General features: G+C 71.1%; 15 protein-coding genes. 7 read left to right on the forward strand and 8 right to left on the reverse strand.

Annotated features, from left to right (window positions below):
* Positions 1–25: 25 nt before the first annotated feature.
* On the reverse strand, positions 26–1,444 hold the full coding sequence (locus ACFVWD_RS03615) for a basic amino acid/polyamine antiporter (RefSeq protein ID WP_389593749.1): 1,419 nt from the start codon (positions 1,442–1,444) through the stop codon (positions 26–28).
* A 128-nt stretch (positions 1,445–1,572) separates the two neighbouring features.
* On the opposite strand from ACFVWD_RS03615, the gene ACFVWD_RS03620 reads away from it, so the two are divergent.
* Complete coding sequence (locus ACFVWD_RS03620; protein WP_389593750.1) at positions 1,573–2,670, forward strand: chemotaxis protein; 1,098 nt, start codon at positions 1,573–1,575, stop codon at positions 2,668–2,670.
* A 51-nt stretch (positions 2,671–2,721) separates the two neighbouring features.
* Entirely contained in the window at positions 2,722–3,735 is a 1,014-nt protein-coding gene (locus tag ACFVWD_RS03625) for a Gfo/Idh/MocA family protein (protein WP_389593751.1), read from the forward strand.
* On the opposite strand, the gene ACFVWD_RS03630 is transcribed toward ACFVWD_RS03625, so the two are convergent.
* Positions 3,736–5,757 (reverse strand): phosphocholine-specific phospholipase C, encoded by a 2,022-nt coding sequence (locus ACFVWD_RS03630; RefSeq protein ID WP_389593752.1) that lies wholly within the window; start codon positions 5,755–5,757, stop codon positions 3,736–3,738. It abuts the gene before it with no gap.
* A 230-nt stretch (positions 5,758–5,987) separates the two neighbouring features.
* Here ACFVWD_RS03630 and ACFVWD_RS03635 point away from each other — a divergent pair, with 230 nt between their 5' ends.
* Together ACFVWD_RS03635 and ACFVWD_RS03640 are read left to right on the forward strand one after the other, a co-directional pair.
* Positions 5,988–6,665, forward strand: a complete 678-nt coding sequence (locus tag ACFVWD_RS03635) for a TetR/AcrR family transcriptional regulator (RefSeq protein WP_389593753.1) — start codon at positions 5,988–5,990, stop codon at positions 6,663–6,665.
* Positions 6,666–6,969: 304 nt separating this feature from the next.
* Complete coding sequence (locus ACFVWD_RS03640; RefSeq protein ID WP_389593754.1) at positions 6,970–8,400, forward strand: PP2C family protein-serine/threonine phosphatase; 1,431 nt, start codon at positions 6,970–6,972, stop codon at positions 8,398–8,400.
* 96 nt (positions 8,401–8,496) lie between these two features.
* Here ACFVWD_RS03640 and ACFVWD_RS03645 read toward each other — a convergent pair whose 3' ends face one another.
* Entirely contained in the window at positions 8,497–9,999 is a 1,503-nt protein-coding gene (locus tag ACFVWD_RS03645) for a hypothetical protein (RefSeq protein ID WP_382115071.1), read from the reverse strand.
* A gap of 232 nt (positions 10,000–10,231) precedes the next feature.
* Here ACFVWD_RS03645 and ACFVWD_RS03650 point away from each other — a divergent pair, with 232 nt between their 5' ends.
* Positions 10,232–11,377 (forward strand): aminoglycoside phosphotransferase family protein, encoded by a 1,146-nt coding sequence (locus tag ACFVWD_RS03650; RefSeq protein ID WP_099939603.1) that lies wholly within the window; start codon positions 10,232–10,234, stop codon positions 11,375–11,377.
* Between the two features lie 329 nt (positions 11,378–11,706).
* Positions 11,707–13,692 (forward strand): N-acetylmuramoyl-L-alanine amidase, encoded by a 1,986-nt coding sequence (locus ACFVWD_RS03655; RefSeq protein WP_389593755.1) that lies wholly within the window; start codon positions 11,707–11,709, stop codon positions 13,690–13,692.
* Positions 13,693–13,754: 62 nt separating this feature from the next.
* Here the strand turns inward: ACFVWD_RS03655 and ACFVWD_RS03660 are convergent, their stop codons facing one another.
* From ACFVWD_RS03660 to ACFVWD_RS03670, 3 genes are all read right to left on the reverse strand, one after another.
* Entirely contained in the window at positions 13,755–14,120 is a 366-nt protein-coding gene (locus ACFVWD_RS03660; RefSeq protein WP_389593756.1) for a hypothetical protein, read from the reverse strand.
* Positions 14,121–14,178: 58 nt separating this feature from the next.
* Positions 14,179–15,183, reverse strand: a complete 1,005-nt coding sequence (locus ACFVWD_RS03665; RefSeq protein ID WP_389593757.1) for a helix-turn-helix domain-containing protein — start codon at positions 15,181–15,183, stop codon at positions 14,179–14,181.
* A gap of 126 nt (positions 15,184–15,309) precedes the next feature.
* The gene (locus tag ACFVWD_RS03670) at positions 15,310–19,143 is read right to left on the reverse strand and encodes a S8 family serine peptidase (protein WP_389593758.1); all 3,834 of its coding nucleotides are present in this window, start codon (positions 19,141–19,143) and stop codon (positions 15,310–15,312) included.
* A gap of 275 nt (positions 19,144–19,418) precedes the next feature.
* Between ACFVWD_RS03670 and ACFVWD_RS03675 the strand changes: the two genes are divergently transcribed.
* Positions 19,419–20,438 (forward strand): LLM class flavin-dependent oxidoreductase, encoded by a 1,020-nt coding sequence (locus ACFVWD_RS03675; RefSeq protein WP_389593759.1) that lies wholly within the window; start codon positions 19,419–19,421, stop codon positions 20,436–20,438.
* A gap of 16 nt (positions 20,439–20,454) precedes the next feature.
* Here the strand turns inward: ACFVWD_RS03675 and ACFVWD_RS03680 are convergent, their stop codons facing one another.
* On the reverse strand, positions 20,455–20,952 hold the full coding sequence (locus ACFVWD_RS03680) for a hypothetical protein (protein ID WP_060898022.1): 498 nt from the start codon (positions 20,950–20,952) through the stop codon (positions 20,455–20,457).
* A gap of 145 nt (positions 20,953–21,097) precedes the next feature.
* Positions 21,098–23,989, reverse strand: coding sequence for an AAA family ATPase (locus ACFVWD_RS03685; protein WP_389593760.1), 2,892 nt, complete (start codon positions 23,987–23,989; stop codon positions 21,098–21,100).
* Positions 23,990–24,015: the final 26 nt, after the last annotated feature.

Raw genomic sequence — 24,015 nt, forward strand, 5'->3', positions numbered from 1 at the left:
TTTCTCCGGGGCGGGGACGGGCGGGTCACAGACTGATCCAGCCCAGCGCCAGGGCGACGAGCCCCAGGACCGCGCCGGCGATCGAGACGAGGAGGATGACGAGTTCCCGGGGTGAGAAGAGCCGTCTGCCCTGCTCGCGCCGGGCCATCACGAACAGCACCGTGGCGGGCGCGTAGACGATGAAGGAGACGAGGAGGTACTTCGGCCCGGCCGCGTAGAGCAGGAACGCGGTGTAGAGGGTGGCGAGGGCGGGGACGGCCAGGTCACCGCCGGGCCTTCCCCGTGCGGTCTTCAGGGCGAAGGCCGCCGCCAGCAGGAACGGGATCAGGGTCAGCGCGCTGGTCAGGTCGAGGGCGAAGCTGAACGCGTCGTCCGAGAAGAGCGTGACGACCAGCACGACCTGGGTGAGCAGTGTCGTCATCAGCAGCGCGGGCACGGGCACGTCGGCGGCGGTGGAGCGGCCGAGGAAGCGGGGCATGTCCTCGTCCTCGGCCGCGACGAAGAGCACCTCGGCCGCCATCAACGTCCAGGCGAGATAGGCGCCGAGCACCGAGACGATCAGGCCGACGCTCACGAAGACCTTGCCCCAGGTGCCGACCGCGCTCTCCAGGACCCCGGCCATGGAGGGCTGTCGCAGCTCGGCGATCTGGCTCATCGGCAGCAGTCCGTACGACACGATGGTGACGGAGGCGAAGATGGCGAAGACGCTCAGGAAGCCGAGGACGGTCGCCCGGCCGACGTCCTCGCGGCGCCGGGCGTGCCGCGAGTACACACTCGCGCCCTCCACGCCGAGGAACACGAAGACGGTGGCCAGCATGGTGCCCTTGACCTGGTTGAACAGCGAACCGGCATAGTCGGCGCCGGCGAAGTTCTCGGCGAAGACATGGGGTTTGAGGTAGAAGAGCGCCAGGACGACGAAGACGAGGATCGGCACCACCTTGGCGACGGTGACGATCCGGTTGATGGCCGCGGCCTCCTTCACCCCTCTGCGGATGAGGAAGAAGAAGCACCACAGGCCCACCGAGGACAGGGCGACGGCGAGCACGGTGTCACCGTCGCCGAGCGCAGGGGCGACGGCCCCGATCGTCGACATGATGAGCACCCAGTACGTCACGTTGCCGACGCAGGCGCTGGCCCAGTAGCCGAACGCCGAGAAGAAGCCCAGGTACTCGCCGAAACCGGCCTTGGCGTACGCGTACACGCCCGCGTCGAGGTCGGGCCTGCGGATCGCGAGCCGCTGGAAGACGAAGGCGAGCATCAGCATTCCGGTGCCCGCGACGGCCCAGGCGATCAGGGCGCCCGCCACGCCCGTCTCCTGGGCGAAGAGGCGGGGCAGGGAGAAGACCCCGGCGCCGACCATGGAGCCGACGACCATCGTGGTGAGGGTCGGCAGCGTCAGTTTGGCGGCCGGGGGCGCATGGGTTTCGGTGTCGGCCTGCGTCATGGGCGTCCTGCGAGGGCGGGCGTCGTCGTGCGACGACGACGCGGGGGAACGTCATCTGGCGACCCGAGCGACACTAACAATCAAATGCCCCAAATGCCCGATAACTGAATCGGCTCTATCGTGCTGTTATGGAGCACGCACTCAGCCCAGCGACCCTCACCATGCTGCGCAGGCCGCGGCCTTATCCCGCGGTGTCGGTGCTGACGCCCACGCACCGCCGCGAACCCGACAACGCCCAGGATCCGGTCCGGCTGCGCAATGTCGTGGCCGAGGCCAAGAAACAGATCGAGTCCGATCCGGCGGTCACCCGCGAACGGCGCACCGACCTCGTCCAGCAGCTCGACCAGGCCCTCGCTGAGGTCGACCTGGCGCACGCGGAGGAGGGCCTCGCGATCTTCGCGGCGCCCGGCGAGCACCAGGTGTGGTCGCTGGCCCGCACGGTGCCCGAGCGCGTGGTGCTCTCGGACACCTTCCTGACCCGCAACCTCGTCGCCGCGCAGGTCTCGGAGCGGCCGTTCTGGGTGCTCGCGGTGTCTGCCGACCGGGTGACGCTGTGGAACGGCGGCGCCGAGCGGGTCACCGAGGAGCGTATCGGCGGTTTCCCGCGGACCCGCAGCCTCGAGGACCCGAACGCCGAGCGCAAGGAGCGCATCGGAGACCTGCCCAGCACCTTCCGCGACGAGCGGACCAAGCACTTCGTGCGGGACGCCGACACCGCGATGAGCGCCGTACTGCGCGAGGATCCGCGTCCGCTGTACGTCACCGGCGAGACCGCCGCGCTCTCCCTCCTCGACGAGGTCGGCACGGTCACCAAGGACGCCATGCACATCCCGCACGGCGGACTCGCGCACGGGACCCCCGAAGCCGTGTGGCAGGCGGTCCGTCCGCTGATCAGCGCGGAGGAGCGCAGGGACACCGACGCGGTGGCCCGGGAGCTCGAGTCGGCCCGTGGCCGCAAGGAGTTCGCGGCCGGAGTCGACGAGGTGTGGCAGAACGCCTCCCAGGCCCGGATCCGGCTGCTGGCCGTCGAGGAGAACTACCGCGTGACCGTACGCGACGACGGCGGCGACCATCTGGTCCCGGCCGACAGCGGTGATCTGGACGCCCGCGAGGACATCGTCGACGAGATCGTCGAACAGTGTCTGGATACCGGAGCGGAGGTCCGTTTCGTCCCCGACGGCAGTCTCGGTGACGCGAAAGGCATCGCCGGGGTGCTGCGCTACTGATCATTCCGGCAGACAATCGCCTCCAGAGCTGTCTGCCGGAGAGGTGAGCGTGTGAGTGAGCTGTTGGGTGTCGCGGTCCTGGGTGCGGGCCACATGGGGGCCGACCATGTACGGCGGATCGATCGGGTGGTGAACGGCGCCCGGGTCGCGGCGGTGGCCGATCCCGACACCGGGCGCGCCAAGGACGCCGTCGCCGGCATCGACGGTGTCTCGGTGCACACCGAGGTGGCGGCGGCCCTCGACGCGCCCGGCGTACAGGCGGTGTTGATCGCCTCCCCCGGGCCCGCGCACGAGGAGGCGCTGCTCGCGGCCTTCGAGCGCGGTCTGCCGGTGCTTTGCGAGAAGCCGATGGTGCCGGAGTCGGCCGGGGCGCTGCGGGTGGTGGAGGCGGAGGCGCGGCTCGGCCGGAGACTGGTGCAGGTCGGGTTCATGCGCCGGTACGACGCCGAATACCAGCGCCTGAAGTCGCTGCTGGACAGTCGGCGGCTGGGCCGTCCGCTGATGCTGCACTGCACGCACCGCAATGTGTCCTCCCCGCCCGGCTTCACCTCGGCGATGCTGGTCAACAGCTCCGTCTCGCACGAGATCGACGCGGCGCGCTGGCTGCTCGACCAGGAGCTCACCGCCGTGACCGTGCTGCGCCCCCGGCCGTCCGCGGGTGCCCCCGAGGGCCTTCTCGACCCCCAGTTCGTGGTGTTCGAGACGGCCGACGGCGCTCTCGTCGACGTCGAGGTCTTCGTCAACTCCGGCTTCGGCTACCAGGTGCGCTGCGAGGCGGTCTGCGAGTCCGGGAGCGCGCGGATCGGGGACGAGCACACCATGGTGGTGACGACGGCGGGCGGTGCCCGCGAGGAGGTGGCGCAGGACTACCTCGTACGGTTCGCCGACGCCTACGACCGCGAGGTGCAGGCCTGGGTGGACGCCACCCGGGAGGGGAAGGTGACCGGGCCCAGCGCCTGGGACGGGTACGCGGCTTCGGCCGTCGCCGAGGCCGGAGTCCGGGCGCTGGAGAGCGGCGGCCGGGTGACCGTCGAGCTCGCCCCGCGCCCGGACCTGTACGCGTGATCAGCCGCTGACGCTCGCCGTGCCCGTCTCGATGTGCCCGGTGAACCGGCGCGACCAGCTCGCGTCGGAGTCGACGGTGATCGTGAAGTCGTACCAGCCGTTCTGGTACGCGACGGCGTTGAAGTAGTCCTCGGCCGAACCGCCCGCGGCGACGGTGTACGTCCACGGCCCGTCGCCGCGGTACTGGTTCGCGGTGATCGTGAACTTCACCGCGGCGGCCGAGGAGTTGGTCATCTTGAAGTAGAGGGCGGTCTTGCCGGTGCCGGGTTCGGTGGCGTAACGGGTGCTCACCTCGGCCGACTTGCCCGCCTGTGTCGCGTCGCCCTTGAAGCGGCGCAGGAAGCGGTTGGGGCCGGCCATGGTGAGGTCGTACTTGCCGTTGCCGTACCCCGAGCCGATGCTGAAGGAGTCGGAGGCGGTGGCGCCGGCGTCGACGGTGTACTGCCAGGGCGTGGTGTCGCGGTAGGCGTTCGGGTGGATCGAGAAGTGCGCGGCGCGGCTCGCCGGGGTGCCCTGGTTGGCCATGGTGAACCAGGCGAGGATCTTGCCGCCCGCCCCGAACTCCAGGTGGTCCAGGTAGCCGTTCGGCTGGTAGGGCAGGGCGCGGGCGGGCCGGGTGCCGGGCTCCTGGACGGGCAGGGCGTTGGTGGTGGGCACCGGGTTGGGCAGGGGGCCGCAGGTGGCGATCCCGATGACGCTCGTGGCGGGCAGCGCGACCGTCCCGTAGACCGGGCCGGTGAAGTCGAAGACTCCGGTGAGGTCACCGGTGACCTTGCGGCGCCAGGCGCTGATGTTGGGACAGGCGGCGGGCTTGCCGAGCGCCGTCGTCCATGTCTCCAGGAAGCGCAGGACCGAGGTGTGGTCGAAGACCTCCGAGGAGACCCAGCCGCCGCGTGTCCAGGGTGAGATGACGAGCATCGGGACACGGAAGCCGAGACCGTACGGGGCGCCGTTGAGGAACTCCCCCGCCGTGTTCGCGGGCGGGGCCGGGGGCGGCACGTGGTCGAAGAAGCCGTCGTTCTCGTCGTAGTTGAGGAACAGGACGGTGGAGTCGAAGACGTCCGGGTCGGCGGCGAGGGCCTTGTACACCAGGTCGACGAAGTGGGCGCCGTCGCCGGGCGGGGCGTAGGGGTGCTCGGAGAAGGCCTGGTTGGCGACCACCCAGGAGACCTGGGGCAGGGTGCCCGCGAGGACGTCGGCCCTGATGGCGGCGGCGATGTCGTCGGGGGTGGAGCCGGTGACCTTCGGCACGGAGGCCATGCCGCGGTCGTAGAGCGGGTCGCCCGCCTTGGCGGAAGCGAACTTCTTGAAGTAGGCGCAGCCGTTGTCGCCGTAGTTGTCCTTCGCGTTCTGGTAGACCTTCCAGGTCACTCCGGCCGCCTGGAGCGCCTCGGCGTAGTTCTGCCAGGTCAGTCCGGACTCGTCGCCGCCGTCGTAGCTGGACCCGTCGACCTTGCCGCTCCACAGGAAGGTGCGGTTGGGGCCGGTCGCGCTGAGTGCGGAGCAGAAGTAGGCGTCGCAGATCGTGTAGTTGTCGGCGAGCGCGTAGTGGAAGGGGATGTCGGAGCGGTCGAGGTAGCCGAGCGAGCGGACGTTGCCGACGCCGGCGATCCAGTTGTCGAGGCGGCCCTTGTTCCAGGCGGAGTGCTGCGAGGACCAGGAGTGCGGGAGCTCGCCGTTGCACTGGGCGAGGGTCTCGCCGTCCTTGCCGCCCGCGGCGGGCGTGGAGCTGAGCTTCCACGGGTACTGCCGTCCGCCGCCGTTCGACTGGTTGAAGACGGAGTAGCCGCCGGACAGGGTGATGCCGCTGCGGTCGTCGAAGCCGCGGACGCCCTTGAGGCGGCCGAAGTAGTGGTCGAAGCTGCGGTTCTCCTGCATGAGGACGACGACGTGCCGTACGTCCTGGATGGTGCCGGTCGTCGCGTCGGCGGCCGCCGCCGGACGCGAGCCGACGCCCAGCGCGGCGCTCGCCGCCACGGATGCGCCGAATCCCACGAAGCCCCTTCGGCCGATCGGTGTCATTCGCCCGCCCCTCGTCACCGGAGTGCCCCTGCGGCACACCGCGCGCCAGCGTGCACGCGGTGATCGCCGAGGGCCATACCGATGCGGTGAGAGACGGATGAACAGCGGCCGAACGCCGCCGCCGAACGCTATCGGCTCATGCGTTCGCCATAGGATCAAACGAAGGCATGCTCCTCTGTGCCGCATACGTCAGGGAGCGACCCCCGCGGACAGACGAAGAGGGCGATGACATGGCGGAGAGCCGGACGGGACCCGGACCGCGCGATCGGTTCCGCGCGCAGGTACGGGAGGAGGTCAAGGCCGCGGCACTGCGGCAACTGGCCGACGGCGGTCCGGAGGCACTGTCGCTCAACGCCATCGCCCCGCAGTTGGGCATGACCGGGCCCGCCCTCTACCGCTACTTCGCCAACCGGGACAGCCTGCTGACCGAACTGGTCATCGACGCCTACGGCGACCTGGCGTCCGCACTCGCCCGCGCGGCCGACGCCTCCGCGAGCGACGCGGCCGCACGCCTGGCCGCGGTCGCCCGGGCCTACCGCGAGTGGGCGCGCGGCGAGCCGCACCGCTACCGACTGCTGTTCCGGGCGCCCCTGCCGGGGTACGACGCCCAGTCCACGCGGCTGGTCGAGGCCTCCCAGCCGGCCATGAACGTCGTACTGAACGTGGCGAGCGCCCTGGCGGCGCCGGACACGACGGCTCCGGAGGGCTCGGAGGGCCAGTTCGGGGAGTGGATGAAGCTCCGCGGAGTCGAGGACGTCCGGGCGGCGGTCGCCGCGCGGACCACGATGCTCTGGGCCCATCTGCACGGTCTGGTGAGTCTGGAGATCGAGCAGAACTTCGCCTCGATGGGCGTCGATCCCACACCCCTCTACGAGGAGGAGGTACGGGATTTCGTCCGTTCACTGTGAACGTGGGGCACTTCGCTCCCGAGCATGGACACGGCGCGTACATATGACCGTCGAACAAAGAAATGAAAGAGGGTTCCGGCTACCCCTGGAACCCCTCAAGTAACGTACGCTTTCTACGACTTGGGCGCGCGACCCGCGTACCGAATCCATGCCGGTCGGACCGTCCGCCTGGACTGCGGCATATGCCAGAAGCACCACCGGATCGTGTGTTGCCAAATCCCTTACAGGGCGTCGCAGGCTGTGCAACAGTCGTAACGGTCCTTCCGCCCAGCCTTGGTCGTACCGTCCCCCATCGGAGTGCGTCATGCCGTCCCATCTCTCTGCGGACCGCCCCGCCGCCCAGCCGCCCCAGCGCGGCTCGGTCGACGCGCTCATTTCGCAGACGCGACGGCTGCGCGGCGAGGTGGACGCCGTACGGCGGGACGCGCCCTTCGACGGCACGGACCCGCAAGGACGCTGGCAGCGCGCACTGTGCGATCTGGCGATGCACCAACTCAACGACCTCGACGAGCACTTGGCACAGTTGCGGGACGGACCACCGCCCGCGCCCACGGGGCCGGCCGACTCGCCCCCCGCACCGGCCGTGCCGGCCGCGCCCCGGCGCGGCTCGCTGCTCAGCCGGGTGGGCAGTGCCGAGTGGAACCTGCTCACGGACGAGGCCAGTTGGTCCGGAGAGCTCTACGACATCCTGGGCCGCGACCTCGGCGCTCCCCCGCTCACCCTCGACGAACTGCCGTCGCTGATGCTCGACGAGGACCGGCCGATGCTGACGGCGATGGTCACCGACTGCCTCATCGACGCGAAGCCCATCGACGGCGAGTTCCGTATCGTGCGCCCCGACGGCGGGGTGCGGACCGTGCACATGATGGGCGAGCCCGTGCTCGACACCGACGGCAGCACCGCCGCGATGTGGGCCGTGCTGCGTGACGTCAGCGAACTGCGCCTCAGCCAGCGGACGGTGAGCGAGACCCGCGAGTCGCTTCAGCTGCACCGGCACCACGCGCAGAGCGAGCGCCGACTCGCGGTCCAGCTGCAGGAGGCCGTGCTGCCGCCTTGGCGCGGCTCCCTGCGGTTCCCGCAGCGGGGCCCCGAGGCCCTGGACCTCGCCGCCCGCCATCTGCCCTCCTCGAACAGCGCGCTGATCGGCGGCGACTGGTACGACGCGATGGAACTGCCCGACGGAGCGACGCTGTTGAGTGTCGGTGACCTCACCGGGCAGGGCGTCACCGTCGCCTCGGGCATGGCGATGCTCCTCGGCGCCCTGCGCGGCATGGCCGTCGCGGGCACCCAGCCCGGGCAACTCATGTCCTGGCTCAACCAGTTGCTCGACGCCTCGGTGCAGCCGTCCCTCGGCAGCGCGGTCTGCTGCCGCTACCGGCCCGAGACCCGCACCCTCACCTGGGCGCAGGCAGGACACCCCGCCCCGCTGCTGTTCCGCAACGGGACGGGGCGCATGCTGACAGCGCCGGACGGCGTGCTGCTCGGCGCGACCTCGGGGGCCGTCTACGGGCAGGCCGAAGAGACCCTCGAAGACGGCGACCTGCTGCTCCTGCACACCGACGGACTGGTCCCCGGGCACTATGGAGCGCAAGCCGTCCAGAGGCTGCTCGACCTGGCCCCGCGCTTCCACGGAGCCCGCACAGCCCAGGACTGCGTACGGACGGTTGTAGAGGAATTCGGCGAGAGTGAGCGCGAGGACGACGCCTGCGTGCTCATCGCCAGGATCGGCTCATAGACCTCACCGGGATCAGACCTCGCCGGGATCGGCTCGAAGACCCCGACCTGGAACCCTTTGACCTGGAACTCTTTCTGTTCACACAGGCAGGAGTGCTCACGCCTGTGTGGTGGTGCCCCCGCGCTTCGGCCTGAGCGAGCTCTTGGGGAGGGCGAGTTGGATCTCCTCACGCAGTTCGTGGATCTTCGGGTAGCCGGAGTACTCGGCGGTGAGCCGGTACATCTCGCGCAGTCGGTCCCAGGTGCGGTGGGAGGAGTTCGCCCCCATCGACACCAGGGCCAGCCGGGCATAGCGGTCCGCCTGCTCGGGGTCGTCCGCGATGAAGCACGCCGAGGCCAGCGACAGCCAGTCAAAGATCTGTGACCGCTGCCGCCCGTTCTCCCGCAGATGCAACGCTTCCTTGGCGTGGCGCTGCGCCGTGGTCGCCGCGGCCGGGTCGTGCTCCGCGAGCGTCCGGTAGGCCAGGGCCTGCATGCCGTGCATGTCCGCCTCGTCGAACATCTGCATCCAGCTCGGCGGTGGCACATCACCTTTGTCGGAGACGAAGAGGTCCTCCGCCTCCCCCAGGGTGCGCCGCATGGCCTGGCCCTTGCCCATCGACGCCTGAGCCCAGGCCTCGATCGTGTAGAGCATGGCCCGGGTGCGCGGCAACATCTCGGAACCCGAGCCCGACTTGGCGAGCTTCATCAGGTCCAGAGCGTCGTCGGGCCGGCCCAGGTGCACCATCTGACGGGCGGCGCGGGAGAGCGCCTCCCCGGCGCGTGGCCGGTCGCCGCCTTCTCTTGCCGCGTGCGCGGCGATGACGAAGTACTTCTGGGCCGTGGGCTCCAGGCCGACGTCGTGCGACATCCAGCCCGCGAGGACGGCGAGATTGGCGGCGACGCCCCACAGGCGCCGCTGCAGATGGTCAGGGTGTCGGTAGGAGAGCATGCCTCCCACTTCGTTGAGCTGGCCCACCACGGCCTTGCGTTGCAACCCGCCGCCGCGGGCCGCGTCCCAGGCCCGGAACACCTCGACCGAGCGCTCCAGTTCCTCGATCTCCTGCGACCCGATGGGGGCGGCCTCGTAACGGTCGAACCCAGCGGGGTCGGCGTGCAGGGGATTGTCGACTACAGGGGCGTCGGCCACGAGGGCCGGATCGGTGTGGAGCCAATCGTGCATGGCACTGCTGAGTGCGGATCCCGCGGCGAGCGCGGCGCCCGCGCCCACCAAGCCGCGTCGGTTGAGCATGAGGTCCATTCCCGTGAATTCGGTGAGGACCGCAGCGGTTCGCTCGGGCGCCCACGGCACACCGTCGGGATGTTCCACATTCCCGCCGCCCGGCCGTTTCCCCACACGCCCGTGCCGCACCAGACCGAGGTCCTCGATGGTCACGACACGGCCGAGACGCTCGGTGAAAAGAGCCGCCAACACTCGCGGAACCGGATCGCGCGGGATCTCTCCCATGTCGATCCAACGCCGCACCCGTGAGGTGTCGGTCGCCAGCTGGGGGTGGCCCATGGCCGCCGCCTGCTTGTTGACCAGCCTCGCGAGTTCGCCCTTGGACCAGCCGGCCAGGCCGAACAGATCCGACAGACGAGTGTTGGGTTGTCCGTTCACGTCAAGCCCCCAGGTTCTCGGCTGAGTTGACAGTAACCGTCTGTCAGTTGCTGAGCGACTATTCGCCAGGGTTCGCCAGGGTGCGCCAGATGGTCTGCCACTGGGCATCCGGTGTCAGGTAGGAAAGCGCCACCCCGACCCGGTTGCCGAGGGACATTCCCCAGGGTGCACCAGGGCGGCCGGGGCGGGTAGCGCAGCAACTTGCAGGCACACGAAGGGATCTGTTTCGCCCATGTACACAGCATCGTCCTCCGTGTCCGCTCCGCCCCGGTCGCTTCACCCCCGCCCGGCGGCGGCGGGCAGCGGCCCCTACCTCGACCCCGCTCGACCGGCGGCCCCCGTGCTCGGCGCCGGCAGGACGCGGCGCGTTCCGGGGCTCGGCACCCAACCGCTCAGCGGGAGAATCGACTTGTCCGGCCCCCAGGGCGCGCAGCTGCGCACGGCGATCGCGTCGGTGCACCGGATCTGTCCGGAGTTCGCTCCGGTCCAGGTACTGCGCCGCAGCGGGCGCTCCGTGCTCCTCGTCGGCACGACGGGGCGCAGCACGGCGGTCGCCAAGTGTTTACTGGACCACTCCCCGATCTGGGCAGAGCGGATCAGGCACGAAATAGCGGCATACCGGTCGTTCGTGCGGCATCGGCCGCCGGTCCGGGTGCCCCGGCTGATCGCGGCGGACCCGGACAACTGCACCCTCGTGATCGAGCGGATGCCGGGACGGGTGGCCGCGCTGCAGCGGCACCCGGCGGAGGCGCCGCCCCGCGCGGACATCCGGGCGGCACTGGGTGCGATCTGCCGACTGAACGCGTGGCGGCCGCCGGCGGGGACGTTCGACGCCCCGCTGGACTACGCGGAGCGGATCTCCCGTTTCCATGAGCTGGGTCTGCTCACGGACCGGGACATGGGCGACCTGCAGAAGCTGGTGCACGGCATCGCGCACTCGGCGGGCCGACAGGGCATGGGCCAGTTCTGTCACGGGGACGCGTTGCTGTCGAACATCCTGCTCTCACCGGCCGGTCCAGTACTGGTGGACTGGGAGCACGCGGGCTGGTACCTGCCGGGCTACGACCTGGCGACGCTGTGGGCGGTCCTCGGTGACGCTCCCGTGGCGCGCCGTCAGATCAGTCAGCTCGCGCAGTCCGCCGGTCCCGCGGCGCGTGACGCCTTCCTGGTGAACCTGATGCTCGTACTGACCCGGGAGATCCGTACGTACGAGACGGCCGTGCAGCGTTCGATGCACGACGCGACCCCGGCGGCACCGGGACCGGCCCATCCGGGTGCTGCGCCGTCCGGCGAGGAACAGCGGCTGCTGCTGCGGCGGCTGCACGACGACTGCCAGATGGCCCGTCGGGCCGTTCGAGCGGCGGTCGGCACTCGTTGACGGGGACGAAGGTCCGCGGTGCGCCTGAACGGCGGCGCGCCGCGGACCTTCGTCATGCGGGGGCACTGCCATGCGGCGCCGATGCACGGCGAGCGGCGCGTCCCCGCCGGAATCCCTTCCGGGGCATCTTCACCCGTTCGCGCCACCGGTCCACTCCACTGACGCCTTGCAGGCCGTCCCACTGCCGCCACGAAAACCTGTTCATCCCTCGTTGACATGGGAAATCGCCTACTCCTGGGCATGATTGACGGATCGTCGGAGAGCCGATACCACTGACCCACGATCGGCCCCGCACGCCCCACCGCGCTCGACCGTCCCAGGAGGCTGCATTGCGAGGATCCTTCACCGACCCCGAGGCCACCGCCGGGCACAGACGCGCGCGCCGTACCGCGGGCGCCGTCGCCTCGGCGGCGCTGATGTTGCCGCTGCTCGGCGCGGCCCCGTCGAGCAGCCCCGCGCAGGCGTCCGCCGCGGAGCTCCAGCGGGCCTTCGCCGGCGCTGCCGCCGAGTACCACGTGCCGCTGAGCGTCCTGCTCGGCGTCTCCTACCTCCAGTCCCGCTGGGACGCGCACGCCGGCGCGCCGAGCGTCAGCGGCGGCTACGGCCCCATGCACCTCACCGACGCGCGGACTGCGATCGCGAAGGCCCCGCACCACAGCGAGGGCACGGAGGACGCCCGTGGCGACAGCTCGCGCCCGCCCCTGCTGCCCACCACCCAGGTGCCGGAGAACTCCCAACTCCCGGACCGGCTGAAGACGTTGCCGAAGGCGGCCCGGCTCACCGGCCTGCCCGAGGAGCGGCTGCGTACCGACGCCGCCGCGAACGTGGCGGGCGGGGCCGCGCTCCTCGCCGCCGCGCAGAAGGACCTCGGCGAGCCGCTGAGCAACGACGCGGCCGACTGGTACGGCGCGGTGGCACGCTTCTCCGGCGCGGACGACACCGCGACCGCGGCCACCTACGCCAATGACGTCTACGAGGTGATCCGCCAGGGCGAGGAGCGCACCACGGACGCCGGTCAGCAGGTCGCGCTCGCCGGCCGGCCCGGACTGAGCCCCGACACCGCGCAGCTGCGGCGGGCCGGGCTGCGTACCGTCTCCGCCACGAACACGGAGTGCCCCACGTCCGTGTCCTGCGAGTGGATCCCGGCCCCGTACTCGGAGTTCGGCAACAGTGACTACGGAAACCACGACCTCGGTGACCGGCCCGCGTCGCAGAGCATCAAGTACATCGTGATCCATGACACGGAGGGCACCTGGGACGGCGTTCTGAAGCTGGTCCAGGACCCGACCTACGTGTCGTGGAACTACACCCTGCGCTCGACCGACGGTCACATCGCCCAGCATGTGAAGGCGAAGGACGTGGCCTGGCACGCGGGCAACTGGTACATCAACGCCAAGTCGATCGGCCTGGAACACGAGGGATTCCTCGCCTCGCCGGACGCCTGGTACACGGAGGAGATGTACCGCGCCTCGGCGCGGCTGGTGAAGTACCTCGCCGACAAGTACCGCGTTCCGCTGGACCGCCAGCACATCCTGGGCCATGACAACGTGCCCGGCCCGACCACGTCGACCATCCCCGGCATGCACACGGACCCGGGCCCGTACTGGGACTGGCAGCACTACTTCACCCTGCTCGGCCACCCCTTCCAGCCTGCGAAGAAGAAAAGGACGAGTGGCGGTCTGGTCACCGTGCTGCCGGAATTCGCGAAGAACCAGCCCCAGTACACGGGCTGTGTCACCAGCGGTGAGCCCTGCGCGGCGCACGGCTCCAGCGAGGTGCGGCTCTACTCCCGGCCGGACGAGACCTCGCCCCTGATCAAGGACATCGGGCTGCGTCCCAAGGGCGGCGACTCTACGATCGACGTGAACGACGTGGGTTCACGGGTCTCCACCGGACAGCGGTACGCGGTCGCGGACCGTGACGGCGACTGGACGGCGATCTGGTATCTGGGCCAGGAGGCCTGGTTCAAGAACCCGCAGGGCCGGCCGACGGCGGTGAACGCCTCGGGTGAGGTCGTGACCCCCAAGGCCGGCGTCACGGAGATCCCCGTGTACGGGCGTGCCTACCCGGAGGCGGCGGCGTACCCCGCGGGCGTGCCCGTCCAGGCCGTCTCGCCGCTGCCGTACAAGATCCTGGCGGGCCAGAAGTACGCGGTCGGTGACAAGGTGCCGGGCGAGTACTTCTACTCGCCGACGTTCGACACGACCCCGCACAGGGTCGTGATCGGCAAGGACATGTACTACGAGATCCAGTTCGGCCACCGGGTGGCGTTCGTGCGGGCGGCGGACGTGAACCTGACGCGCTCGCGCGCCTAGGTGCAGGGGGACGGGGGGCGGGGGCCGGGGGCCGCTCCCCGGCCCCGGCTCCCGTACCGTCGTCACTCCGACCAGTCGAGCTGGTGTTCCGGCACCCCGAAGGTCCAGCCCACCGCCCGGGCCTCGGCCCGGGCCGCGCGGTCGCCCCGCGCATAACGCAGAACGCGCCCCGGGAACACCACGAACGTCTCGTCGGCGGACCGCAGATCCGCGTACCAGCCGGGCTGGTCCAAGGCCTCCGATATCGCCTCGGCGACCTCCGCCGCGCGCACCGCCGCCACGCTGAACTCGATGACCGTCCAGACGTCCGGTTGCCCGGGCCCGACGTTCTGCGGACGGAACCGATAGATCTCCCGGGCTTCTATCCGCAGGTCCTTCAGGTGCGTACCGACCTTCAGGCTTTCCACGATGAGTGAACCGTCGGTCATGGGGACTCCTATCGGTGGCGGGCGTACTGACCGGAGACGGGCGCCGGGCCCATCTCCGCTACACCCAGTCCCGGCGAGCGGCCTGCCAGGCCAGTTGCATACGGGTGGCCGCCCCGGCGAACGTCATCAGTTGCTGGATATGACGTTGGACCGTACGCCTGCTCAGGCCCAGTTGCGAAGCGATCGCCTTGTCCGTGACGCCCGCGACGAGCAGGGAGAGCAGCCGTCGGTCCGTGGTGGAGAGGGACTCGGCGCCGGATGTCCCGTCGGTGCCGCTGACCGTTCCGGTGTCGTCGACGTGCAGGGGGACGGCGTCGTCCCAGTAGCGTTCGAAGAGCGCGATGAGCGCGGCGAGGAGGCTGCTGTCGCGCACCAGGGCCGCGGTGGGTTCCTCGGGGCTGCCGAAGGGACCACCGGGTACGAGGGGGCAGATGGCGGTGGCGCGGTCGGACACCGCGAGCCGCAGGGGCAGATGGGGTACCGCGCGGGCGACCTCACCCGCCCGTACGCCCTCGATAACGTTGTCCACGGCTCCCTCGTCGTCGAAGAACGCCTTCTCGTAGAGGACCCGATAACGCACCCCGCGGGCCAGCGCGTCGAACTCCGCCTCGTTGCTGCCCGAGGGCATGGCGACGTACTGGGCCTTGCAGAACCACAGCATCTCGTCGTGGGTGTCCGCCTGGATGCGGCGGAGGTGCTGGCGCAGCGCGTCCGCCCCGGTGATCACCTCGATGAGCTCACCGGCGTCACCCCGGCGCATGGTGTCCCGGTAGGTCGCCAGCAGGGCGGTGGCCGTGGCGCGGGCCTGGTCGAGGGCGTCGGCGTTGCGTTTGAGCCGGGGCATGAGGGCCACATCGGGTGGCGTGGCCCGGTAGAGCCGTGGGGATCCGTCGGTGTGACTGGCCAGTCCCCTGGCGGTGAGCGCCTCGAGGGTCCGTGCGGCGTCCGCGGTGGTGGCACCCGAGCGGATCGCGAAGTCGCCCGCCGAGGCGTTGCTCATCGTCACCAGGATCCGGTAGGCGGACTCCTCGGCATCGGTGACCCCGGCGGCTTCCAGTGTCACGGCGCTCTCCTTGGTCCCACCCCGTCCAACGGTTGAACACCGTACTGCATCCGTGTGGACGGGCGGCGGGTGCACGGCCGCGTCGCTCCGCCGTGCACCCGCCGTGCGCGCTGTGCGCAGCCGCGTCTACCCCCGTTGCAGGTAGGCGCGTTGCACCGTCTGTCGGACGCTGTTGCCGAGCCGGTCCCGCGCCGTGACCCGCAGGGTCACATACGCGTCGCCGTGGCCGGAGGGCCGGGTGACGGTGGCCCGGAACGCGTTGTGCCCGCGGTCCTGGACCGCCGCACCGCCCCAGTGCCTGCCGTCGTCGTAGGACACCTCCACGCGCAGGGACACTCCGCGCGGGGCGGGCTGCCCGTCCTGGGCGCGGACGGCCAGGCCGATGGTGTGCGTCCGCCCGGCTCCCACCGCGTTGTGTGCGTCGACCGGTACGTCGTAGTCGAGTTGCAGCAGGGACAGCGGTGTCGCCGTGGCCGTGGTCGCGGACCGGAAGGACCAGGAGGTGTCGGTACGGGCGGCGAACGCCCACTCGTCGTCCACGCGCGTGGTCGTCAGGTCCAGCCGGTAGTCGGCCGCGCCCGGGGTGACCTCGAAATCGGTCCAGGCGCTGTCGGCGTCGGCGACCTTCACCCCGTCGCGGTAGAGCGCCGCGGCGGCCGTGTCACCGCCCGGCGCGTCGGTGGTGGCCGTGGCGAGTCCGCCCACCCCGCCGCCGTCCCCGCCGAGCAGCCGTGACCAGTGACCCGCCGTGGAGTCGGTGAACTCCGGAATGCGCAGGGCCAGTACGTCTCCGGTCCGTACCGAGGGCGTCGTGGCGCCCCGGGGGATCGAGGGGCGCACCACGGCCCCCTGCCAGCGCTCGTCGAGGTGCTCGCCGGGCCGGTAAGTACGGGGCGCGTCGTTCATACCCACGGCCAGCGGCATGTCGACGTCGAACGTAGTCGTGTGATGCACCCGGTGCAGCCAGGCCGTGCCGTTCGCGCTGACGTACTCGGTGCGTACGAAGCCCGTCGGCACATAGCGGGTGTACTGCAACCAGGCGGTGTCCTGGTAGGGGCGCCGGGCGAACCGCTGTTCACTGGCCCAGGGCGCTCCTCCGTTGTCGGCGTACGTGGTCCGCAGCACCGCGCTGTTGCGCTCGGACACGGTGTACACGACCTGCCGGGGTATCTGTTGGGACGACGTCTGCATGACGTCGTAGAGGTACGGGCTCTTCGCCGTTCCGGTGAATCTGACGGTGGTGCTCGGGTGCTTCTTCAGCCGGTCGAGCAGGGCGGCGCCCGCCGCCTTGCCGATGCGGACGGCCGGCACGGCGTCGCGTTCGCCGTCGGGGCTCCAGCGCGTCCAGGCGATGTCGGCGAAGTGGGTCATCAGCAGTCCGCGTACGCCCGCCGCGGACGCCTGTCGGGTCAACTCCCGCTCGTTGGTGCCCTCTTCGTTGCGGACGATCGCGAGTTTGCCGCGGGCCCGGCTGAAGTCGGGCTTGGCAAAGGTGCCCGCGTCCACGGCGGTCAGGGTGATACCGCCGGCGGCGAACAGCGGTGAATTCGGCATGTAGTACGGATTCAGGGCGAGGTCGCTGCCCGACACCTTGGCCTCGAGCAGCGGGGCGACCAGCTGCCAGCGCGAGGCGAACTCGAAGGTGCCGTCGGTGACGGCCGCGGTGGGGCTGACGTAGAGCCGCTTGGCCAGGTCGAAGTACATCGTGCCCTGGAGGAGGCTGTGTCCGTCGATCTGCCGGTAGGTCTGGTAGTCGAGGATGCCGCGCTGTTCGGCGGGCCGGGGCGTGCGGATGTCGACCTTGGTGGTCCTGCGGGCGTCCAGGGTGACGGCCGTGTCCTTGGTGACCTTCACCTCCGGCAGGACGACCTGGCGCAGTTCCTGTCCGTCGTCGGCCGTGTCCAGGCTGGAGTAGTCGAGTTGATAGGTGCCTTCCTCGACTTCGGCGACGGCCGGCTCGGTGCTGACGTAGTCGACGAATCCGTCCGTGCCCCAGATGGTGGGCAGTGCCTGGACGCGGTTCCCGTCGTGGTCGTAGGTGGTGACGGTGAGCCTGTGGATGGGGCCGTGCACCACGACGCTCACCGTGGTGTGGACCTTGACCGCGCCATCGGTCGTGGTGGCGGTGACATAGCCGTAGTAGTCGCCCCGGCCGGCCCGGGAGGGATCCACCGTCAGTGGCACGTCCACGGTGGCACCGGCGGCGATCCGCACGGCGTCGGAGCCGAGTCGCAGCGCACCGGTCGTGAGTTCCCGGCCGCCGGTGGTGGCCAGGTGGGCGGCGAGCGCGAGGGTGACGTCCTTGTCCGAGGTGTTGGTGTAGCGGACGGTGGCCGTGCGCGGGGCGCCGTTGTCGTCGCCGGTTCCGTACGGTCCCAGGGCCACGCTCCCGGTGGCGGTGACCGGTCCGAGCGCCGCCGCGGCCACGTCTACGCGGCCGCCGCCCTCCTCGGTCACCTGCTGTCCCCCGACGGTGTGCGCCGTGCTGATGAGCGCGTCCTTGAGGCGCTGTCCGCTCCAGGTGGGATGCGCCTGGGCGAGCAGGGCGGCGGCGCCCGCCACGTGCGGGGTGGCCATCGACGTACCGGAAGCGGCCACGTAGTACTGGTCCACCGGTTCGCCCATGGTGGTGCCCGCCGCGCGGGCCGCGACGATGCCCACGCCCGGCGCGGTGACGTCGGGCTTGACCGCGCGGTCGCCGTGGCGCGGACCGCGGCTGGAGAACGGGGCGAGTGAGTCGTCGCGGTCCACCGCGCCCACGGTCAGTGCGGCGTCCGCGGCGCCGGGTGAGCCGATGGTCTCCTGGCCCTGCTCTCCGCTGTTGCCGGCCGCCACCACGAACAGGGCACCGCTGGTGCCGCTGAGTTCGTCGACGGCGAGGCTCATCGGGTCGGTGCCGTCGCTCACCTCGTCCGAGCCCAGGCTCATGTTGACGACCTTGGCGCCCTCGGCGGCGGCCCACTCCATGCCGTCGATGACCTGCGACTCGGTTCCGTAGCCGTCGTCCCCGAGGACCTTGCCGATCAGCAGGTCGGCGCCCGGTGCCACCCCTTTGCGGGTGCCGCCGGACGCGGCGCCGCTCCCGCCGACCGTGGAGGCGACGTGGGTGCCGTGACCGAAGACGTCACCGGTCCCGGAGCTGCCCGAGAAGTCCTTCGCCTGGCTGATGCGTCCGGCCAGGTCCGGATGGGTCTGATCGACACCGGTGTCGAGTACCGCGACCTTGACGGAGGTGCCGTCGTACCCGGCCTTCCAGACCGCCGGGGCGTTGATCTGTCCGGTGCTGCGGTCGAGGGCGGCGTCCACCCGGCCGTCCAGCCAGATCCTGGGCGTGGCGGCCACGCCCGCGGCGCTCACACGGTTCGGGGCGGGGGCGAGTTGTTTCCAGAACCGGCCCAGGTCGTCGGCGGAGATCCGGACCGCCTGTGCGTCGATGCTGTCCAACGTGCGGGCGGGCGCGTCGTCCTCGGTCAGCGTGGTGAGCCTGCGCACCGCGGCGGCCGGGACACCGTTCGGCCGGCCGATGATCAGGGGAAGGGTGTCGGTGTGCGCGGCGTCGTACTTCTGTTTGATGAGTGCGCTGACGTTGAACAACTGCCGGTCCAGGCGCCCGGCGGAGACCAGGTCCTGGGCGTCGGAGGGCAGCACCGTCAGGTCGCCGTCCTGTTCGACGGTACGGAACAGGATGCCGCGCCTGCCGCTGCCGGGCTCGACGGCGGCGATCCGCTTGCCGTCGCCGTCCGTCGTGACGGTCACACGGTCGCCCGTGATCAGCCGCACGGTGGCGCTGCCGCCGGGCGAGCCCCCCGCCGAGGCAGCCGTTGCCGTCGTGGCTGCCGTTGCCGTCGTGGTCGCCCCGGCCGTACTGGACACACCAGCCGCGCCGGCCGCCGATGGCATGCCGCCGGCGGTCAGCGCCAGGCCGGCCGATATCACCGCCGCGAGGCGGATGCGTCTCATCTGATCAGCACCTTTCCGTGCATGGTTGTGCACGCGAGGAGACCTTCATTCGGGTGCTGCACAGAATCCGCCGCCGCCGGACGCGATGTCACCGTTTCCCCGTGGCGCGGATGGGACATGTCGCAACCGCGCCATCCCGCGGACTCCGCGGACGTCGGGGCGTAAGCGCGGAAACCGCCTGCCACCCTGGGCATAGCCGCCGTGGCGCTGACGTTCGACTGTTCAACAGAGATCATCTGTTGAACAGAGATCGTCGCGAACGTTGGAGGAGCCTCGTGCCACTGCCCTCACACCCCTTGCGGAAGCTGGGCTTCTTGACCATCGGACTGTTCGATGAGGCCGACCCGCGGCGGGGTCACGAGTCGACGCTGGAGATCATCGAGCTCGGTGAGCGGCTGGGATTCGACAGCGCGTGGGTGCGACACCGTCATCTCCAGTACGGGATCTCCTCCCCCGTGGCCGTGCTGACGGCGGCCTCGCAGCGCACCAGCCGGATCGAGCTGGGGACGGCGGTCATCCCGGTCGGGTGGGAGAACCCGCTGCGGCTGGCCGAGGACCTTGCCACGGTCGACATCCTGTCCGGGGGCCGCCTCAACCCGGGCGTCAGCGTCGGCCCGCCGATGCACTACGACCAGGTCAAGCAGGCCCTCTACCCCGACACCGGTGACGCCGAGGACTTCAGTTACGCCCGCGTGGAACGGCTGCTGGATTTCGTGCGCGGCAAGCGGGCGACCGACTTCAGCGGCATCGAGGGCTTCGAGGTGTTCTCCGACCGCGTCCAGCCGCACGCCGCGGGCCTCGGCCGGCGCATGTGGTACGGCGGTGGCAGCCTGCGCTCCGCGCAGTGGGCGGGCGAGCACGGGATGAACCTGCTGACCAGCAGTGTCGTCAAGGCGGAGGAGTCCGAGGACTTCGCCGAGATCCAGCGTTCGCACATCCGGACGTTCCGCGCCCACCACCCCGACGGCGACCGTGCCCGGGTCTCCCAGGGCCTCGTCGCCATCCCCACCGACAACGCCTCACCCGAGCAGCGCGAGAAGTACGAGGAGTACGCCCTGAAGCGCACTCCTCGTACCGCGACTCCGCAGGGCCCGGCCCGGATGATGTTCGCGCCCGATCTCGTCGGCACCTCCGAGGAGATCGCCGAACGGCTGTACGCCCACGCCGCGTTCCGGGAGGTCGACGAGGTCGCGTTCGCGCTGCCGTTCACCTTCGGGCACGAGGACTACGTGCAGATCCTCACCGACATCGCCACCCGGCTCGGTCCGGCACTCGGGTGGCAGCCGGCCGCCTGAGCGCGGCGCCGGGGCCTCAGCCCTGCTGGAACAGCTCCGGGGGCAGGGGCTTGAGCAGGGCATACAGGTCGTCGGTGATGGGACGGTCCCAGGCGGCGATGGTCACCAGGACGTTGTCGTCGCGGTCGAACTGCACGCAGGAGATGCGGGTCTCGGAGAGCTTGAGACGGCGCACGATGAGGAGACCGTCACCCTGCATCACCGGGATGTCCTCGGTCCCGGTGACGGTGACCTCCTCGTCGTTCTCCAGCGCCAGCAGCAGTTGGGCCACCTCGAAGGGGATCTCGTCCTCGGCGACCTCGCGGGCCGGGGAGCCCTCGGGCAGATTGCCGATGATCATCGCGGGGCCGCGGCCGCCGAACAGGTCGTAGCGCAGGAAGACACCCTGGCAACTGCCGTCGGGGGCGGGCAGCAGACCCGCACCGAGATTGCCCGGCCAGTCACCCGGATCCATGGCCAGAACGTCGAAGTCGGGCCCGGCGGGCGTGGCGCTGCGGCGGCGGAGGAAGGACATGCCGCAATGGTACGTGCCCGCGCGTGAACCGGGCCTTGGGGGCGTCCCGCGTGCGTGGCTTCCGGACCGGTTGTACATGGTTGCCGGACCGGTTGTACGCGGTTGCCGGACCGGGCCGCATGGTTTACGGACCGGTCGCGCCTCGCTACCGGACCGTTTGCTGGCCCAGTGCCGCCGCCAGTCCCGTACGGTCCGTGCCCACCTTCCGGTAGACCGCCGAGAGCAGGCGGACGACGGCCGGTTCGTCGGTCCCCAGCTCCCCGGCGACCTCGGTCGTGGTGCGGCCCCGGGCGGTGAGCGCGGCGGCCGTGCGTTCACGTGCGGTGAGGGTGTCCGTCTCGGTGCTGTGCAGGCGGCGCGGGCGCAGTCCGGCGGCGGCAAGCTCGGCGCGGGCCTCGTCGCCGAGGCCGTCGGCGCCGCACTGCATGGCCGCGTCCAGTCCTCGGTAGAGGTGTTCCGCGGCCTCCTTGGGAGAGCCCGAGCGGCGCAGTTCGGTGCCCAGGGCGACCAGCGCGCAGGCCAGTTCGTAGGCGGCCGGGGAGCGCTCCAGATGGCTGACGGACTCTTCGAGGAGCTTGACTCGGGTCGAGCCGGAGGAGACATCGGCGGCGGCCCGCAGCGCCTGTCCGACGGCCGAGGGGGCACCGAACTGGCGGGCGCGGTGCACCGCTTCGAGTGCCGTGGCGACGGCGCGTTCCGGCGCGTCGTGGCTTTCGGCGCGGGCGAGGTGGAGCTGCCAGGGGCACCAGGAGGGGTTGCGCATGCCGCGCGGGTCCAGGCGGCGCCCGGCCGCTTCGAGCTCGGCGGCGGCGTCCTTGGTGAGGCCGCGGGCGAGCAGCAGTTCGCCGTGCACGGTCTGGACGTCGGGGAAGGTGACGGCGGCCGGGAAGGGCGCGCCGAACGCGTGGTCCTCGCCGATCTGGGCGGCCTCGGTGACGCGGCCGCGGGCGAGCAGGATCTCGATGATGACGCCGACGGCGTACCAGTGGACGGGGGTGCCGGCGCCGACGCGTTCGGCGAGCCTGAGGCCCGCGCGGGCGAAGTCCTCGGCCTCGGCGAGTCGGCCTCGGCGGTAGCGGACGTATCCGAGGAGGGTGTAGCCGAAGGAGAGGTGGGCGCCGTGCCAGCCCTGGGACTCGAAGTCGGCGATCCCGGCGGCGAACAGTTCCTCGGTGCGGCCCGGGCGGTCGGCGTACATGAAGGTGAGGGCGACCAGGACGGGCACCTCGAAGCCGCGGTCGGCCTCGGCCCAGCGGATCCCTCCGGCGAGGGCGCGTTCGGCGTGGTGGAGCGCGACGTGGGCGGGCTCGCCGCGCAGGGTGGCGTCCCAGGCGCGCAGCCCGATGACATAGCGCTCGGTGAGGTCACGGCCGGTGAGCCGGTCGGCGAGGCGGGCCAGGCGGCGGGAACGGGCCGGGGAGTCGGGTTCGTCGGCGCGGAAGGCGTCCCACATGAACTGTTCGGACTGCATGCGCAGCCGCACGCGGGCGTCGCCGGTCACGCGGATCTCACGGGCGAGCGTCTCGGAGGCCTCGGCGAGCCGGTCGCTGTGGGCGAGGACCTGGGAGAGCCGGTAGACGATGTTGTGGCGCAGCTCCGGGTCGGTGATGGGCTCTTCCAGGGCGGCCCGGAGGTGGTTGACGGTGGTCGCCGGTTCGGTGAGCAGGGAGGCGCAACCCAGTTCGTGGAGGACCGCGGCCCGCTCCTTGAGGGGCGGCGGTTCGCGCAGGGCCCGGGCCAGGTAGCGGCGGGCGGCGTCGGGGGCTCCGGCGCGCTGGGTCTCGCGGGCGGCGGCGCGCAGTTGCTGGACGACCCAGTTGTCACCCTCGGGGTGGGTCTCCATGAGGTGGCGGGCGGCGGAGGAGGGGCCGAGCCCTTCGTCGATGACGCACCAGGCGGCCTGACCGTGCAGGGCCACGCGGACGCCGCTGGGGATGGCGCGGTAGACGGCGGTGGCGATGAGGGGGTGGACGAACTCCAGGGTGTCGGCGCCGGCGAGGATTCGGGCGCCGCGCAGGGCGTCCGCGGCGTCGGCGGCCTCCTCGGAGCCGAGTCCGGCGACGGCGGCGGCCAGGGTCGGCGGGATCTCGGTACCGAGGACGGCGCAGGCCCAGGCGAAGCGGACGGTGGAGGTGCCCAGGCGTTCGAGGCGGGCGATCAGGCCACTGCCCTTGACGGCGGCGGCGAGGTCGCGCAGCAGGTGCGCCCCTTCCTCGGTCGGGACCAGTCCGCGGTCGCGGACCTTCGCGGTCAACTCCACCGCCTCGAAGGGGTTGCCCGCGGTGACCGCCCAGCATTCGCGGCAGAACACGTCGTCCGCCCCGGTGCCGAGGTCCTCGCGGACGAGTCCGGCGACGGCGGCGGCGCTGAGCGGTTCGAGGTCGAGGGGGCGCTGGCCGGCGCGTCCGGGAAGGCCCCTGAACGCCTCGGCGTGGTCGGGGAGTTCGTCGGGCCGGTAGGCGACGGTCAACAGCAGCGGCAGTTCCTCCGCGCGCGGCGCGAAGGCGGCGAGCCAGCTCAGTGACTCGGGGTCGGCCCAGTGCGCGTCGTCGAGGACGAGCACCATCGGGGCGCGCTGCACCGCGAGGTGGGTGAGCACCCAGTCGAGGCCGTCGCGCAGGCCCTGCTGGTCGGGCGCGGCTCCCTCGGATGGGGCGCACAGGCCGAGCGCGGGACCGACGATCGCGAACCAACTCCCCAGCTGGGCGCGGATTTCCGCCTCCGGGGACCCGGCGAACTGCGGTTGCAGGAGCTGGCGGGCGACGTGGAAGGCGACGCCCTGTTCCTGGTCGCCGCCGCGCGCGGACAGGACGGTGCAACCCCGGGCGGCGGCGCGGCGGCGCACCTCGGCAAGGAGGGTGGTCTTGCCGATTCCGGCACGTCCGGCGAAGGCGAGGAGCGCGCCACGGGGACGCTGGGGTGCTTCGGTTCCGTCCTCGCGCAGACCGGTGAGCTCGTTCAACGCCTCCTCGGCGGCGGCGAGTTCACCCTCCCGTTCGAAAAGTGTCCTTCTATTGCGTACACCGCGCTGTCCCATGATCCACCCCCTGGCCACGGCGGTGT

Origin of the sequence: Streptomyces sp. NPDC058086 (genome assembly GCF_042885015.1) — a bacterium.
Taxonomy (GTDB): Bacteria; Actinomycetota; Actinomycetes; order Streptomycetales; family Streptomycetaceae; genus Streptomyces.